At 73.8% G+C, this 15,452-nt stretch carries 16 protein-coding genes and 1 pseudogene; 7 read left to right on the top strand and 10 right to left on the bottom strand.

The window, feature by feature from the left end; genetic code table 11:
• Window positions 1-60 precede the first annotated feature (60 nt).
• The 4 genes from IOD16_RS02685 to IOD16_RS02670 all read right to left on the bottom strand — a co-directional run bounded on the left by IOD16_RS02685 (window position 61) and on the right by IOD16_RS02670 (window position 4,401).
• Window positions 61-1,803, bottom strand: coding sequence for a sulfatase-like hydrolase/transferase (locus IOD16_RS02685; protein WP_236594703.1), 1,743 nt, complete (start codon window positions 1,801-1,803; stop codon window positions 61-63).
• Window positions 1,800-2,468 carry a DUF2306 domain-containing protein gene (locus IOD16_RS02680; protein ID WP_201438748.1) on the bottom strand — a complete coding sequence of 223 codons (669 nt, stop codon included), beginning with the start codon at window positions 2,466-2,468 and terminating at the stop codon, window positions 1,800-1,802. The genes IOD16_RS02685 and IOD16_RS02680 overlap by 4 nt, the downstream gene beginning before the upstream one ends.
• A 107-nt stretch (window positions 2,469-2,575) precedes the next feature.
• Window positions 2,576-3,268 carry a response regulator gene (locus IOD16_RS02675; protein WP_201438747.1) on the bottom strand — a complete coding sequence of 231 codons (693 nt, stop codon included), beginning with the start codon at window positions 3,266-3,268 and terminating at the stop codon, window positions 2,576-2,578.
• Window positions 3,265-4,401 (bottom strand): sensor histidine kinase, encoded by a 1,137-nt coding sequence (locus tag IOD16_RS02670; RefSeq protein WP_201438746.1) that lies wholly within the window; start codon window positions 4,399-4,401, stop codon window positions 3,265-3,267. Before IOD16_RS02670 ends, IOD16_RS02675 begins: the two co-directional genes overlap by 4 nt.
• Before the next feature lie 74 nt (window positions 4,402-4,475).
• Between IOD16_RS02670 and IOD16_RS02665 the strand changes: the two genes are divergently transcribed.
• Window positions 4,476-5,147, top strand: coding sequence for a RibD family protein (locus tag IOD16_RS02665; protein WP_201438745.1), 672 nt, complete (start codon window positions 4,476-4,478; stop codon window positions 5,145-5,147).
• On the opposite strand, the gene IOD16_RS02660 is transcribed toward IOD16_RS02665, so the two are convergent.
• Both IOD16_RS02660 and IOD16_RS02655 read right to left on the bottom strand, forming a co-directional pair.
• Window positions 5,129-5,524, bottom strand: coding sequence for a DoxX family protein (locus IOD16_RS02660; protein WP_123743846.1), 396 nt, complete (start codon window positions 5,522-5,524; stop codon window positions 5,129-5,131). The two genes, IOD16_RS02665 and IOD16_RS02660, sit on opposite strands and share 19 nt — an antisense overlap.
• Complete coding sequence (locus IOD16_RS02655) at window positions 5,517-6,275, bottom strand: CDP-alcohol phosphatidyltransferase family protein (RefSeq protein ID WP_201438744.1); 759 nt, start codon at window positions 6,273-6,275, stop codon at window positions 5,517-5,519. The genes IOD16_RS02660 and IOD16_RS02655 overlap by 8 nt, the downstream gene beginning before the upstream one ends.
• Before the next feature lie 45 nt (window positions 6,276-6,320).
• Between IOD16_RS02655 and IOD16_RS02650 the strand changes: the two genes are divergently transcribed.
• Both IOD16_RS02650 and IOD16_RS02645 read left to right on the top strand, forming a co-directional pair.
• Window positions 6,321-7,274: a zinc-dependent alcohol dehydrogenase gene (locus IOD16_RS02650; RefSeq protein WP_201438743.1), complete on the top strand. Its 954-nt coding sequence runs from the start codon at window positions 6,321-6,323 to the stop codon at window positions 7,272-7,274.
• Window positions 7,275-7,340: 66 nt separating this feature from the next.
• Window positions 7,341-8,024 (top strand): creatininase family protein, encoded by a 684-nt coding sequence (locus IOD16_RS02645; RefSeq protein ID WP_201438742.1) that lies wholly within the window; start codon window positions 7,341-7,343, stop codon window positions 8,022-8,024.
• On the opposite strand, the gene IOD16_RS02640 is transcribed toward IOD16_RS02645, so the two are convergent.
• From IOD16_RS02640 to IOD16_RS02625, 4 genes are read right to left on the bottom strand one after another with little or no spacing between them, the layout of a single operon-like run.
• Window positions 7,953-9,014, bottom strand: a complete 1,062-nt coding sequence (locus tag IOD16_RS02640) for a lysylphosphatidylglycerol synthase transmembrane domain-containing protein (RefSeq protein ID WP_236594702.1) — start codon at window positions 9,012-9,014, stop codon at window positions 7,953-7,955. The two genes, IOD16_RS02645 and IOD16_RS02640, sit on opposite strands and share 72 nt — an antisense overlap.
• Complete coding sequence (locus tag IOD16_RS02635; RefSeq protein ID WP_201438741.1) at window positions 9,011-9,790, bottom strand: class I SAM-dependent methyltransferase; 780 nt, start codon at window positions 9,788-9,790, stop codon at window positions 9,011-9,013. The genes IOD16_RS02640 and IOD16_RS02635 overlap by 4 nt, the downstream gene beginning before the upstream one ends.
• Window positions 9,787-10,809 (bottom strand): glycosyltransferase family 4 protein, encoded by a 1,023-nt coding sequence (locus IOD16_RS02630; RefSeq protein WP_201438740.1) that lies wholly within the window; start codon window positions 10,807-10,809, stop codon window positions 9,787-9,789. The genes IOD16_RS02635 and IOD16_RS02630 overlap by 4 nt, the downstream gene beginning before the upstream one ends.
• A complete protein-coding gene (locus IOD16_RS02625; RefSeq protein ID WP_123743852.1) occupies window positions 10,806-11,204 on the bottom strand; it encodes a 6-pyruvoyl trahydropterin synthase family protein in 399 nt (132 codons plus the stop codon). The genes IOD16_RS02630 and IOD16_RS02625 overlap by 4 nt, the downstream gene beginning before the upstream one ends.
• Window positions 11,205-11,298: 94 nt before the next feature.
• Between IOD16_RS02625 and ribA the strand changes: the two genes are divergently transcribed.
• From ribA to IOD16_RS02605, 4 genes and pseudogenes are all read left to right on the top strand, one after another.
• Window positions 11,299-11,949: a GTP cyclohydrolase II gene (gene ribA / locus IOD16_RS02620; RefSeq protein WP_123743853.1), complete on the top strand. Its 651-nt coding sequence runs from the start codon at window positions 11,299-11,301 to the stop codon at window positions 11,947-11,949.
• An 82-nt stretch (window positions 11,950-12,031) separates the two neighbouring features.
• Window positions 12,032-13,450: an alpha/beta hydrolase gene (locus tag IOD16_RS02615; protein ID WP_201438739.1), complete on the top strand. Its 1,419-nt coding sequence runs from the start codon at window positions 12,032-12,034 to the stop codon at window positions 13,448-13,450.
• Window positions 13,451-13,815: 365 nt separating this feature from the next.
• Entirely contained in the window at window positions 13,816-14,601 is a 786-nt protein-coding gene (locus tag IOD16_RS02610) for a sensor histidine kinase (protein WP_201438738.1), read from the top strand.
• A 56-nt stretch (window positions 14,602-14,657) separates the two neighbouring features.
• Window positions 14,658-15,244: pseudogene (locus IOD16_RS02605) on the top strand (LuxR C-terminal-related transcriptional regulator).
• Window positions 15,245-15,452: the final 208 nt, after the last annotated feature.

The raw sequence follows: 15,452 nt of genomic DNA, 5'->3' as shown, positions 1-15,452 counted from the left end.
CGGTAGTGCATTCGCTGCTGATGAGTGCCCCGCTCCACCGGAAGCGGTCACCGGAAGCGGTCACCGGAACGTGCTCAGGAACTGGTCGCGGAAAGTGCTCATGGGGCGCACCGGGGCTTGGGCGGCGGGCTTGAGGCCGTCGGTCCAGCCCCAGCCGTCGGTCCGGTCGAGCACGGCCCGGTCGCGGGTCACGATGGTGATCGGCACGTCCCGACCCGCGTCCGGGCCGGTGACGAACGGCGCGGGCTGGTGGTCGCCGAGGAAGACGAGCACGAGGTCGTCGTCGCCGTAGGTCTCGACGTAGGACACCAGGGTGTTGACCGAGTACTCGACCGTGCGCGCGTAGTCGGACCGCACGAGCGCCGGGTCGCGGCCGAACATGTCCTCCGCCGGGGCCTCCCCCGAGGCCATGGAGTGGAACACCGAGCCGTCGCCGACGTCCGCCCAGCCGACCGCCGTCGGCGCGGGCGACCACGGCGCGTGGCTGGACAGCAGGGGGATCGCCGCCATCACGGGCGCGTGCCCGGCGGCGCGCTCGAACTGCTGGAACCTCGCCATGGTGAACTCGTCGGGCGTGGTGGCGTAGCCGAAGCGCGGACCGCGGTAGCCGAGGTCGTCGAACGCGTAGATCCGGTCGTAGTCGAAGAACCCGCCTTCCGGCCAGGCCTTCGTGATGCCCGGCATGACGCCCACGGAGCGCCAGCCCGCGCGCCGGAACGCGCCGCCGAGCGTCAACCGGTCGCCGGCCAGCAGGGTGCGGTAGCGCTGCTGGTTGTCGATCCACAGCCCGGACAGCAGGGTGGCCTGGGCCAGCCAGCTCCCACCGCCGGCCGTCGGCGAGGTGAGGAACGCGCTGCGCGCGCCGTACCCGGCCTCCGCGAGTCGGCGGGTGCCCGCGTCGAGCGCCGCGCCGACGTGCGGCGCCATCTCCGGGTGCTCGACCGCGGCGCGCCCGTAGCTCTCGACGAACGCCACGACGACGTCCTTGCCGCGCAACGAGGTCAGCGCCTCCCCCGCCGCCGCGCCGGCGAACGGGTCGACCGCCGACTCGGTGGCGAACCGGTCGCGGTCGCGCAGCCCGGCCTGCACCCGGCGCGCCTGGTCGTAGGCGAACCCCGCCGTGCTGCGCGACGCGACCGGACCGGCGGGGGTGAGCTGGAGGCCCGGTGCGGCGAGGGTGGTCCACACGACGGCGAGCACGGCGACGGCGCGGGTGGCGGCGGTCCGGTGGCGGGCCACGACCCCGCTGAGCCGCAGGGCGGACCGCGCGGTCAGGAACACCACCGCGACCGCCGGCAGCACGGTCAGGACGACGGCCGCCACCGCCGCGAACCGCCCCGCCGTCACGTCCACGTAGTCCACGGCGGGCGCGAGCAACGGCCAGTCGAGCACCAGGTCGAACGGCCGGTGCAGCACCGCGTCGAAGCCGATGTCCAGCGCCTTCACCACGAGCAGGACGCCGAGCACGGCCCCGCCGACCGGCGCCGCGACGCGCCGCGCCCGTTCGGGCAGGACCAGGACCAGCACCACGCCGAGCAGCGCTTCGACCGGGAGGCGGAGGAAGGTGGCGGGGGTCAGCGACGCGAGGTCGCTCGGCATGAGCAGGGCGAGCAGGACCAGCGCGGCGGCCAGGGCGCTGCCGGCGATCCGGCGCCGGTCGCGACGGGCGCCGGCCGCGGAGGGTGCTTCAGCGGCACCAGCGGCTTCGGCTGCGTCGGCGGCACCAGCGGCTTCGGGGGCGTCGGCGGTTTCGGGGGCGTCGGCGGTTTCGGGGGCGTCGGCGGTTTCGGGGGCGTCGGTCATGCGGTCCTCTCTGCTCTCCTTGCCCGGTAGAACGTGCGCCGGCCCCTGCCCGGTTCACGGACGACCCACTCCGCGACCGCGATGTTGATCACCCAGCCGAGGCCGAGGAGCAGTGTCCTGGTCATACCGGTGGCCGGGCCGACGAGCAGCACCCAGGCGATGGTGACCAGCGCTTGCGTGCCCGCGCCCTGGGCGAGGGCGTAGGCCCGGACCATCCAGGCGCGGTGGCGGCGGACGTCGCGGCGGCGGATCGCGTGGAAGCCGAGGACGAGGGCCAGGACGGTGCCCGAGCCGGTCACCAGGCGGAAGGCGGCGAGGAGGTCGCCGTCACCCTCCGGGTAGGGGTAGAACAAGGTCATCCACAGGCCGGTGAGCCCCATCAGGACGCCCGCCGGGACGAGGACCCGGCCGAGGACGCGGTGGGTGGCGGGCTTGCGCCGGCGGAACCCGGCGGAGAACTGGAAAGCGCCCCCGAGGCAGTACAGGACGGCGCTGAAGATGTGCAGCACCACCGGCGCCGGCGCGGCGAAGAACCTCGCGTTCTCCGCGGTGACCTCGCCGCCCGCCAGATCGGTGAGGCGGATGGCGCCGCCGGCCGTCGGGATGAGCGCGAGCGCGACCAGCGCGGTCGGCACGAGCCAGTCGGCCCTGGTGGAGGAGGTCACGGGAGGCCCTTCGTCGGTCCGGTCTCGGTGGTCCGAGTCTGGTGACCGGCGGCGGGGCGGACATCGGGAGAAGGGCCGGAGTCGGGTGGTACTCCCGGCAGGCGCGGCTAGTACTTTCGGCCGGGGTGGTGCGGCCCGCCGCCGGGGCGGCGGGCGAGGCGGTCGGTCTCGTAGGCCCACAGGGCGATCTCGACGCGGTTGCGGACGCCCAGTTTGGTCATCAGGCTCGCGATGTGGGTCTTGACCGTGCTCAGGGTGATGTGGAGCTCGTCGGCGATCTCGCCGTTGGTCCGGCCCCGCGCCACGGGGACGAGGACCTGCTCCTCGCGGTCCGTGAGCGGTGCGACCGGTTGGGGCGGGGTGGCGGGCCCGGTGGCGGCGAAGGTCTTCAGCAGCCGTGCGGTGACGCTCGGCGCGATGAGCGCGTCGCCCTCGGCGGCGGCGTGGACGGCTTGGGCGAGCAGCGCGGGGCCGGCGTCCTTGAGCAGGAAGCCGACCGCGCCGGCCCGGAGCGCGGTGAAGACGTACTCGTCCAGGTCGAACGTGGTGATGACGACGACGGCGAGCGGGTCCGCCACGCCCGGTCCGGCCAGCAGCCGGGCCGCCTCGATGCCGTCCAGGCCGGGCATCCTGATGTCGAACAGGCACACGTCGGGGCGCAGCCGCCTGGCGAGTTCCACGGCACGCCGACCGTCCCCGGCCGAGCCGACGACCTCGATGCCCGGCTGGGCGTCGAGGATCATCGTGAGCCCGGTGCGGACGATCTCCTGGTCGTCGGCGACGACCACCCGGACGCTCATGCGCCCGTTCCCGTCCGGGGCAGGGTGGCGGTCACGGTCCAGCCCCGCTCGTGGTCCGGGCCGGCGGCGCAGGTGCCGCCGAGCAGGTCGACGCGCTCGAACATGCCGATGAGCCCGTACCCCGGCGCGGCGGCCGGACCGGCGGGCACGTCGCCGTCGTCGCTCACGCGCAGGTGCACGGACGTGTCGTCGGCGGCGACGCGCACCTCGATGCGGGTGGCGTGCCGGGCGTGCCGGCGGGCGTTGGTGACCGCTTCCTGGGCCAGCCGGTAGACGGCGGCGTCGACCGACGGGTGCACGTCGTCCAAGTCGCCCGCGAGGCCCACCTCGACCGACGGGCCGCCGCGGGGGCTGGTCGCGAGCTGCCCGAGGTCGGCGATGCGCGGGCTGGGCGCCAGGTCCGCGGGTTCGTCGCGCCGCAGGACGCGCACCATCGCGCGCATCTCGGCGAGGGCGCGCGAGGCCTCGGCCTCGATCAGGCGCAGCGCGTCGGTCGCGGCGTCCGGCTGCGTCACGGCGGTCGCGAGGCCTGCCTGGGCGCGGATCGCGATGGCGGACACGTGGTGGGCGACCGTGTCGTGCAGGTCGCGGGCCAGCCGTTCCCGCTCCACCAGCTTCACCTGGTCGAGCTCACGCGTCCGCAGGACGGCCCGGTACCGCGTCGCGACGCCGGAAGCGGTGGCCGTGAGCACCACGGTGAGCCCGGCGACCGCGTCGACGAGGGCCAGGTGGCGCGACGCCATGGCGAAGCACGCGCTGCCGAGCACGACGACCAGGCCGATCACCGCCTCGCGCCCGGAACCCCACCTGACCACCGAGTACACCAGGATCAGCACGAACGCCGAGGTGTAGGGCTCGGCCCGGTCCCCGCCGGTGACCAGCGGGACCAGGCCCGTGGCGGCGAAGGCGACGACGAGCACCAGCAGCGGCCGGGTCCGACGCCACAGCAGCGCGGGCGCCAGCCCGATCACGACCACGGCCCACAGTCCGCGCCACGGGAAGTCGGGCCGCAGCGCCATCTCCAGCGCCGCCGCCGGCACGAGCACGCCCACCAGCGCCCAGTCCCGCCACACCCGCGTCGGCGGGTGGCGGGGCCGGGGTTCACCCCACGTCGAGCGGAGGACGTCGTGCACGGGCTGAATGGTACGAGGGCGAAGCACGCACCGGATCAGCCTGGAGCACGAGAGGACCTCGGTACGGTGGGTCCGTGACCCGTCCGCACGTCCTGCTCAGCGTGGCCGTCAGCGTGGACGGCTACATCGACGACCGCAGCGCGCACCGGTTCCCGCTGTCCAACGCCGAGGACTTCGACCACGTGGACCAGGTGCGCGCGGAGTCCGGCGCGATCCTGGTCGGCGCCGCCACGATCCGCCGCGACAACCCGCGCCTGCTGGTCAACGGCGCGCACCGGCGCGCCGCCCGGGTGGCCGAGGGCCGTCCCGAGTACCCGGTGAAGGTGACCGTGACCGGCAGCGGCGACCTCGACCCGACGCTCAAGTTCTGGCACCACGGCGGCGACAAGATCGTCTACACGGCGGAGGCCGGTCGCGGTCGGGCCGTCGAGTCCGTCGGCGACCTCGCGGAGGTCGTGTCGCTGGGACCGGAGGTCGACTTCGGCGCGTTGTTGGACGACCTCGGCGCGCGTGGCGTGGACCGGCTCATGGTGGAGGGCGGCGGCACGATCCACACCGCGTTCCTGGCCGCCGGGTTGGCCGACGAGATCCGGATGGCGGTCGCCCCGATGCTGATCGGGCAGGCCGCCGCGCCGAGGTTCCTCAACCCGGCCGAGTTCCCCGGCGGTCCGGCGCGCCGCTTCCACCTCGAGGACGTGAGCAAGCTCGGTGACGTCGCCGTGCTGCGCTACTTCCCGAAGCTCTGAAGCACCGCGCGGACGGTGTCCCGGCGGCCCAGCGCCACCGCGGCGGCGAGCACGAGCAGCAAGGCGGGCAGCACCGCGCCCTCGGTGTCGCCCAGGACGAACAGCTCCGTGACGACCGCGCCCGCCATCACGCCGACCAGGCCGAGCGCGGCGAGCCCGCACAGCCGCGGCACGAGCAGGCCGAGCGCGCCGGCGAGCTCCAGCACCCCGGTCACGTACCGCAGCCACTGGCCGGACCCGATCCGGTCGAACTTGCCGACGAAGTCGTCGCCGAGCAGCGACACCCCGCTGTAGACGAAGTACGCGGCCAGCAGCACCTGCAACACCCACAGGGCGAGGTGGCCGACGTTGACGTTGGTCCGGGCCGCGTCAGACATGGCTGACTCCTTCCATCGATGCGGGGGCGGTGCGCCACAACCAGGCGACGTCACGGCCGAACGACCAGAGCAGCGAGGCCAGCGCGAGTCCGACGAGGACTCCGGGGTGCGGCAGCAGGCCGGACGCGGCGACCACGAGCGCGACGCCCTGCACCGCGGCCACGGCCTTGCGGGCGTAGCTCGGCGGCAGTGCGCCCCTCAACCAGGCCAGGCCCCGGGAAGCCGCGACGAACGCGTACCGCAGCGCGCCCATCACCACGACCCAGGGGCCGAGGGTGAGCGACACGTGCACGCTCAGCACCAGGATCAGGAACGCGTCGACCTCCATGTCGAACCGCGCGCCCATCGCCGACGCGGTGCCGGTGCGGCGTGCCACCTGCCCGTCCACGAAGTCCAGCGCCAGCGCGACGGAGGCGGCCACGACCAGCAGCGCCGGGTGCCCGCCGCCGTCGGCCACCAGCGCCGTGACGCCGCCGACCAGCAGCCCCCTGACCACCGTGACCCGGTCGGCCGGCCCGAGCGCCCCGCGCGACGACCGCTGCACCGCGCCGCTCAGCAACGCCTGGCTCGCCACCGCGTAGGCGATGCCCGCGAGCCAGCCGAGCACGCCCAACCCGACCGTGCCCTCCAGCACGCCGAGCAGGATCACCTGGGCGCCGGCCCACGCGGCGGGCTCGGCGTTGGGTCGCCACTGCTCCGCGAACGGCGGCCCGGTCGTCCGCGAGGTCGCGCTGTGGTGGAGTGTCGTCATCGTGCCCCTCGTGGCGGTGGCCCCGTTGTCCGGAGGTTGTACTAGATGACACGCTCGGCGAGGGCCCTGTGGTTCACCTCATCGGGAAAAAGTGAGATCCGGGACGTGGCGCTCGCCGAGCCCGGCCCCGACGACGTGGTGGTGCGCACGCTGTACTCGGGGATCAGCCGGGGCACCGAGAGCCTGGTCCTGCGCGGCGGCGTGCCGGAGAGCCAGCACGACGTGATGCGGGCGCCGTTCCAGGAGGGCGACTTCCCGTGGCCGGTGAAGTACGGCTACCTCAACGTCGGTGTGGTGGAAGGAGGACCGCTGCTCGGCCGCACGGTGTTCTGCCTCTATCCACACCAGACGCGTTACGTGGTGCCGGCCGACGCCGTGACGCCCGTGCCGGACTCGGTGCCCGCCGCGCGCGCGGTGCTCGCCGGGACGGTGGAGACGGCGGTGAACGCGCTGTGGGACGCCAAGCCGATGATCGGCGACCGGATCGCGGTCGTCGGCGGCGGGATGGTGGGGTGCAGCGTGGCCGCCGTGCTGGCCCGGTTCCCCGGCGTGCGGCTGCAACTGGTGGACGCGGACCCGGGCCGCGCGTCGGTGGCCGCCGCGCTGGGTGTCGGGTTCGCGTCGCCCGAGGAAGCCTCGGGGAACTGCGACCTGGTCGTGCACGCGAGCGCGTCCGAGGAAGGGCTGGCGCGGTCGTTGGCGCTGCTCGCGCCGGAAGGGCAGGTGGTGGAGCTGAGCTGGTACGGCGACCGGCGGGTGTCGGTGCCGCTCGGCGAGTTCTTCCACTCGGGGCGGCTGCGGTTGCGCAGCAGCCAGGTGGGGGTGGTGGCGCGGCCGGACCGCACGTACGCCGAGCGGATGGCGCTGGCGCTGGACCTGCTCGCCGACCCCGTCTTCGACGCGCTGATCACCGGGGAGAGCCGGTTCGACGACCTGCCGTCCGTGCTGGCCGGCGGCACGCTGCCGCCCCTGTGCCACCGCGTCGACTACGGCAGTTGACGGAAGGGGTTGACGGAGGGGGTTGACGGAGGGGGTTGGGCGCCGGCGTTGACTACCGTGCCGCGTATGTACCTGTCTGACACCACCGAAGACGTGCGTGCGCGTGCGGCGACCGTGGCGGTGCTGCCCGTGGGCAGCCACGAGCAGCACGGCCCGTACCTGCCGCTGGCCACGGACACGGTCGTGGCCTGCGCGGTCGCGCGGGCGATCGCCGACGCGCACCCCGTGCAGCTGCTCCCGCCGATCACGATCTCCTGCTCGCACGAGCACGCCACGTGGCCCGGCACGGTGAGCATCTCGGCGCGGACGCTGTACGCGGTGGTGCGGGACGTGGCGGACTCGTTGCGGCGGTCGGGTGTGCCGAACCTGGTGCTGGTCAGCGGGCACGGCGGGAACTACGTGCTGTCGAACGTGGTGCAGGAGTCGGAGGGGATGGCGTTGTTCCCCGGCAGCGGCGACTGGGCCGCGGCACGGGCCGCCGCCGGGCTCGAGACGTCGTCGCGCAGCGACATGCACGCGGGCGAGCTGGAGACCTCGATCCTCCTGCACGCCCACCCGGAGCTGGTGAGACCCGGGTACGAGACCAGCGACCACCTGGCCGACGACCGGCCGCACATGCTCACGCGGGGACTCGCGCCGTACACGTCGTCGGGGGTGGTCGGGCGGCCGTCGCTCGCGTCAGCCGACAAGGGCCGGGACGTGCTCGCGGGGCTGGTCGAGGCGTTCGGGCCGTACCTGGAGCTGTTCTGACCGCCGCGTCCGCCGCATCCGTCCCCGGAAGAGGGTGAAGACGCCGGGCAGGCTGCCGATCAGCGCCAGCACGCCGTAGACGACACCGGTGGCGACCCCTTGCGCGGCGCCGAACCCGGCCGCCCCGAACGCCACCGCCAGGAACACCTCCCGCGGCCCGAACCCGCCGACGTTCAGCGGGACGGCCATGACCAGCAGGGCGAGCACGGCCAGCGGGACGAGCCGGGTGGTCGGCGCCTGCGCGCCGGCGGCACTGGCGGCGACCAGGAACAGCGCCACGTGGCCGGCCAGGGTCACCGCCGACAGGAGGGCGACCTTGGGCAGGACGTCGCGGTTCACCAGGCCGGTGCGGGCGTCGGCCCAGGTGGTCCGGGCGGCTCGGCGGAACTTCGGGGAGAGGCAGGCGAGGGCCAGGGCCAAGGTCACGGTGAGGAGGGCGAAGGTCAGGGTCAGGCCGGTCGAGAGGGTGGGGTCGGGGATCGTCAGGGGGTCGGCGCACAGGACCGCGATGCCGAGGGCGACCAGCAGGACCTGCCCGGCGCCGCGCTCGAACACGACGGCTCGGACGCCGCGCCCCACGTCACCGGCCTGCCGTCCGTGGCTCACCGCCCGGTGGACGTCACCGAGCACCCCCGCGGGCAGGACGGCGTTGAGGAGCAGACCGCGGTAGTAGTCGGAGACCGCGGCGGGGAGGGTCAGCGGCAGGCCGAGGCGGCGGGCGATCAGGCACCACCGCCAGGCGCCGGCCACGGTGGTGAGCAGCCCGATGCCCACCGCGGCGGCCACCGCCCACCCGTCGACCGCGCGCAGACCGGCCACGAAGGCGTCGGCGCCCAGGCGGTGGCCCAGGGCGACCAGGAGGGCGACGGCCGCCAGGAGCCGGAGCCAGGGCCACGCGCGGGTGATGGTGGTGCGGGCACGGGCACCGGCACGGGCAGGAAGGCGGGCGGGGTGGCGGCCGGTCGCGGGCCGCTCGTCGTGGTGCGTCAAGGGATGACCGCCAAGAGGTCCGTGTGGTGCACCACCACGCGTCGGCCGTTGTCGAGCTTGCGCCGCAGGTAGCCGGGCGCCTCGGCGGCCAAGCCGGGTTCCTGCTCCACCGCCGCCCCCACCCACCCGCGCAGCCACTCCCCCGCCAGCGCCGCCTGCTCCGGCCCGAGCCGCCACGGGCTGGGACTCGTGGTCACCTCCGCGCCCCGCCGCTCGAACGCCTCCACGGCGACCGCGACCGCGTCCGGCCCCAGCAGGCGACGACCGTCGACCACCCGCCGCTGGTGCCCGTTGAACGCGGCCTCGAACTCGGCGTCCAGCGGCTCGGCCGGGTCGAACTCCACCCGACCCGCCACCGACAGCGTCAACAGCGCCGGACAGCCCGCGTCGACGCACGCCGCGGCCAGCGCGTCCACCTCCTCGGCGGTCAGCAGGTCCAGCAGCGCGGACGCGGTGACCAGCGACGTGCCCGCGATGTCCGCGCCGGTCAGCCCGGTGAGGTCGCCCTCGTGCGTCTCGATCGTCACCCCGCTCATCGTCGCCGCCGCGATGCTGAGCAGCCGGGGGTCGCGGTCGTGCAGCACCCAGTGCTGCGCGCCACCCAGTCGGCCGGCGAGCCATCGTCCCAGCGATCCCGTCCCACACCCGAGATCACGCACCACGAGGGGTGTCCGGTTCAGATCGATCTTCAAGAGCCGGTCGACCAGGTCCAGCGCGCGGGCCTCGGCGTCGGCCTTCTCGCGCAGCGACAGCCATTCCGGTGCGAAGGTGCTCATGGCCGCAGAGTAGCCAGCACCTCCGCCAGCGCAACGGCCGTTTCGTCCCATGTGGACAACTCCTGGCGGCGTGCCGCAGCACGAGCGCGCAGGTCACGCCGCCACTCGTCGTCGGTGAACCACCGACGCAGAGCTTCGGCGAACGCCGTCACGTCGCCCGCCGGCAGCAGCACCCCGCCGGCGCCGAGCGCGTCCGGCACGGCGCTGGCCACCACCGGCACGCCGCGCGCCAACGCCTCCGTCACCACCATCCCGTAGGTCTCGGCCAACGACGCCAGCACGAACAGGTCCGCCGTCGCGTACTCGTGGGCGAGCGCCGGTCCGGTGAGGGGCCCGGTCAGCTCGATCCGCGAACCCAGCCCGTGCCGGTCGACCAGGTCGCGGACCGGCGACCGCCCGGGTCCGACGAACGCGCAGGTCCACGGCAGGTCGGCCACCGAGGCCAAGGCGCGCGCCAGCACGTCGTGCCCCTTGCGGGGTGTGAGGGAGGCGACGCACAGGAGGCGGGACGCGCCGTCCGTGCCGGTGGCGGGCGGCGCGGGATCGGTGCCGGGCACGACGACGTGGACCTGCGCCAACCCGTGGTGCGAGGCGAGCCGCCGGGCCGCCGACGGGCTGGTCGCCACGACGGCGCGGGCGGCGCGCAGGACCTCCCGCTCGGCGGCGTCGAGCCGTGCCGCCAGAGCCGGTGGCAGGCCAGTCTCGTCGGCCAGCGGCAGGTGCACCAGGATCACCAGCCGCAGCCGGCCGGCGTGCGGCACGACGACCTCCGGCACCCCGCACGCCACCAGCCCGTCGAGCACGACGACCGAGCCGTCGGAGATCCCGCCCAGCGCCCGCCCCAACGCCGAGCGGGCCGCGGTCCCGGGTCGCGGCCACGCGCCGGGCACCGCGATCTCGCGTGCCGCGATCTCGCGTGCCGCCGCGAGCCCGTCGAGCACCCGCCGGTCGTAGGCGTTGCCGCCGCTGGGCGACGCCGGGTCGTCCACCCCGCCGGGCAGGACGAAGTGGACCGTCACAACGGGCGTTCGTAGCTCGCCCAGGCCACGTGCGACTCGTGCAGCGAGACCTCGATCCCGGAGAGCCCGCGCGCGCCCTCGCCGAGCGAACCCGCGTGCACGGCCTCCGCCAGCTCGTCCGCGATGTGCTTGGCCAGGAACTCGGTCGACGTGTTCACCCCGGCGAACTCCGGCACGTCGTCGAGGTTGCGGTAGTTGAGCTCGCCGAGGACGGCGCGCAGCCGCTCGGTGGCGAGTCCGATGTCGACCACGATGTTGTCGGCGTCGAGCTCGGCCCGCTTGAACTTCGCGTCCACCACGAACGTGGCCCCGTGCAGGCGTTGGGCCGGGCCGAAGACCTCGCCGCGGAAGCTGTGGGCGACCATCACGTGATCGCGAACGGTGATGCTGAACAGGGTGACCTCCGCCGGATGAGCGAGCTACGGTGCAAGTACCGGTCGAGCGTAGTGAACTCTCGCCGGTGTCGGGGTCGTGTGACGAGGGAGCCGGATGCGCGAGGAAACCTTCAACGACGAGGACGTGGCGGAGTCGGACCTGGTCACGAGACGCGGCACGTTCCGCGCGATCGCGTTCCGGGCCGACGGCCACGAGCACATGGCGCTCGTCTACGGCAAGACCGCGTTGCGCGAGAACGTGCTGGTGCGCGTGCACTCGGAGTGCATGACCGGTGACCTCTTCGGCGCGATGCGCTGCGAGTGCGGCGACCAGCTCGACGCGGCGCTGGACCGGATCGTGGCGGAGGGCAGCGGCATCCTGGTCTACCTGCGCGGCCACGAGGGGCGGGGCATCGGCCTGGTGGCGAAGGTGCGCACGCACGTGCTCCAGGACGAACAGGGACTGGACACACTCGACTCCGCGACGTCGCTCGGCCTGCCGGTCGACGTCCGGGACTACTCACCGGCCGCGCGCGTGCTCAAGCACCTGCGCGTCACGTCGGTCCGGTTGATGTCGAACAACCCGGACAAGATCGAGGCGCTGGAGGCCGACGGCATCGAGGTCGTGGCCCGCGTGCCGCACCTGATGCGGCCGAACCCGCACAACATCGGCTACCTGACCGCGAAGCGCGACCGGCTCGGCCACGACCTGCCGCAGGTCGACCAGCCGGCGGCGAGCTACGAGTACCCCACGGCGACGAGGTAGGCGGGCAAGGGAGGTAAGAGGTCGGGGAAGATCTGTCGAAAGGCGGACGTGGGGGGTGGGGGCGGCCCGGGACGCTGGGCGCATGAAGAAAGCGATCAGGGGTGTGGTGGGGGCGATCTGCCTGCTCACCGCGCTCAACGTGGCGCCGGGTGCGTCGCAGGCCGAGGGACGCCCGCTGGAGTGGGCGGACTGCGGGGACGGGTTGCAGTGCGGCGAAGTGGCGGTGCCCGCGGACTGGGGCAAGCCGCGCGGTGGACGGGTGCGGCTGGCCGTCGCGCGGCTGCCCGCGCGGGACCAGGCCGCCAAGAAGGGCGTGCTGCTGGTCAACCTGGGCGGGCCGGCGCAGCAGATCTCGGTGTTGCGCGTCGCGAAGAGCGCGTTCAGCGACCTGACCCGGTGGTTCGACGTCGTGGTCTCCGACCCGCGCGGGTTCGAGGCGAGCGCCGGGATCACGTGCCCGTACCCGGCGCCGCTGCCGGAGAACCTGGAGTGGGCGTCGCCGGGCCAGGCCGAGTACGAGCGGTACCGGACGGCGAACCACCGGTTCGGCGTCGACTGCGGACGGGTGGCCGCCGGGCCGTTGGCCGGTCACCTCGACTCGCGTCAGGTCGCCTACGACATGGACGCGATCCGGGCGGCCCTGGGACAGGACCGGCTCGACTACTACGGCAACTCCTACGGCACGGTGTTCGCCCAGGCCTACGCGCGGCACTTCCCGGGGCGGGTCGGGCGGATGTACCTGGACAGCGTGCTGGACCACACGACCCGGTCCTGGGTCGACTGGCTGCTGCCGCGCGCCCGGACGGTGGAGCGCAACCTGGAGCGGTTCGCGCAGTGGTGCGGCGAGCAGGTCGACTGCGCGCTGCACGGGCGTGACGTGGTGGAGGTGTGGGACGAGGTGCTGGAGCGGGCGGCGCGCGAGCCGATCCCGGCGGGGAGCACGACGGTGAACGCCTCCCGGATCGCGTCGCGGACCAACCCGGGGTTCGAGCAGGAGTGGCCGGACTTGGCGCGGGCCATCGCGGAGGCCCACGCGGGCGACGCCACGCGCTTCGCCGAGCAGCCGGTCGGCGGGCGTGACCCCGACCTGTCCCGGATCATGTTCTGCGCTGACTTCCCGTACCCGTCCGACTACCGGGTCGTGAAGTCGTTCGAGGCGCGGTTGCGGCAGGTCACACCGCACATCGGGTGGGTGGCGGCGTGGCCGATGGCGTACCACTGCGCGGGGTTGCCGGGGAAGGGTACGTACCCGCCGGAGAGGTTGCGGGAGTTGGGGCCGGGGGCCGGGCCCGTGTTGGTGGCCGGCGGTGAGTACGACGGCACGACGCCGCCGCAGGACGCGCGCAGGGTGACGGCGCAGTGGGGCAACGCGCGGTACCTGCCGGTGAAGGGTGGGCATGCGCTGTACCTGAGCGGTCATCCGTGCGTCCGGGAACACGTGCACAGGTACTTGTTGACCGGTGAGCTGCCGGGTGAGGGTGCGGTCTGCGGAGCCGCCTAGGACGGTGGGCGTGAGGGGGCGGCGTGAGGGGGCGGCGGGAGTGAGGTGGGTGCGGGAAGGGCTGCTCGTGCCGGCGGTGGCGGCGGTGCTGGTGCTGCTGACGTTGTGGGAGGGGAAGGGGCAGCCGCCGCCGGGGATGGCGGTGTTGGTCGGGTCCAGCCTCTGCGTGGCGATGCCGTTGTTGTTGCGGCGCGTGCTGCCGTTGACGGGAGCGGTGCTGTCGGCGGTGGTGGGGTTGGGCGGGCTCGGGTTCCTGCCGGCGTGGCCGGGGATGCTGGTCACGATGGGCACGTTCTGCGCGGCCGTCTACCACCGCGAGCGCGCGCCGGGGTTGGTGCTGGCGGTGTGCGGGTGCTGGGTGCTGGGTGCTGGTCAGCGCGGTGATCGCGGGCAGCCCGGTGCGGGTCTTCACGGTCACGGACCTGGTGGTGATGGGCGTGGCGCCGGTGGCGACCGGGTACGCGTTGCGACTGCACCGGGAACGGGCGGACCAGACGTTGCGGGTGCAGCGGGCGGAGGCGGATCGCCTGGTGGCGGAAGCCGACCGGGTGCTGGCGGAGGACCGGGCCCGGCTGGCGCGGGACGTGCACGACAGCGTGGGCCACCACCTGACGGCGATCCGGATGCAGGCGACGGCGGCGCGGCGGGTGCTGGACGGCGCGCCGCCGGTCGCCGATCGGGCGTTGGGGACGATCGCCGAACTGTCGTCGTCGGCGTTGGAGGAGGTCAGGGAGATGTTGAGCACGTTGCGGGACGTGCCGGTGGGGGTGGGGCTGGGCGAGGTGGAGCAGTTGGCGGAGAGGCTCTCCGGACCGGATCGGCGGATCACGGTGAGCTGGTCCGGGGCGGCGGCGCCGGTGCCGCCTGCCGTCGACCACACGGCGTACCGGGTGGTGCAGGAGGCGTTGACGAATGTGGTCAGGCACTCGACGGCGGGTCGGGTCGAGGTGCGGGTGCGGCGGGATCAAGGGCTGCTGGTGGTGACGGTGGCGGATGACGGGGTGGGAGGAGCCGGGCGGCCTGGTTTGGAAGGGCAGGGGATTCGGGGGATGAGGGAAAGGGTGCGGTCGGTCGGGGGGACGTTGGTGGTCGGGCCCGGTGGGGCGGGGTGGTCGGTGCGCGCGGAGTTGCCGACGGGGAGGGTGGGCTAGTGCCGATCCGGGTGCTCGTGGCGGACGACCAGCGGGCGGTGCGGGAAGCGTTGCGGATGGTGCTGGACGGCGAGCCGGACATCGAGGTGGTCGGTGAGGCGGGCAGCGGGACCGAGGCGGTCCACCTGGCGTTGACCCGGAGGCCGGACGTGGTCGTCATGGACCTGCGGATGCCGCACGCGACGGGATCGCGGCGATCGCCCGGTTGAGCGCGGCGGAGGTCCGGTCGAAGGTGCTGGCGTTGACGACGTTCGACCTGGACGAGTACCTGTTCGGCGCGCTGGCGGCGGGCGCGGGCGGGTTCCTGTTGAAGGACAGCGACCCGGCGATGCTCTTGGACGCGGTCCGCGGGCTGCACGAAGGGCGCGGGTTGATCGACCCGAAGGTGACGGGACGGCTGATCGCCCGGTTCGCCCAGCTCTCGCCGCGGGCCGCGCCGCAGGACGTCGGCCGGCTCACACCCCGCGAGCAGGAGGTGCTGGCGCAGGTGGTGCGGGGGTTGAGCAACGCGGAGATCGCGGCGGAGCTCACGATCGAGGAGGGGACGGTGAAGACGCACGTGGCCCGGATCCTTACGAAGTTGGGGCTTCGGACGCGGGTGCATGCGGTGATCTACGCGTATGAGCACGGGTTGGGGAGGTGAGGTGAGGGGTCAGGGGAGGAAAGGTGAATAGATGAAATAGATAAAAGAGTCCTCGCCGGACGGGCAGATCAGCAGGATGACCGGGTTCGTGGTGATGCGCCGGGTCCGTTGTGGGTCGGGGTTCGTGTCATCCCACCGACCTCCCTACGGGCTACCACACGTATCAAGGGGGCGGCATCGGTGAATGCCGCGGGTAGTGCTGGACAAG

The sequence above is a fragment of the Saccharothrix sp. 6-C genome (assembly GCF_016695385.1).
Classification (GTDB): domain Bacteria; phylum Actinomycetota; class Actinomycetes; order Mycobacteriales; family Pseudonocardiaceae; genus Actinosynnema; species Actinosynnema texasense.
The sequence above is the reverse complement of the archived record's forward strand: the minus strand, read 5'-3'. Positions and strand labels throughout refer to the sequence as shown.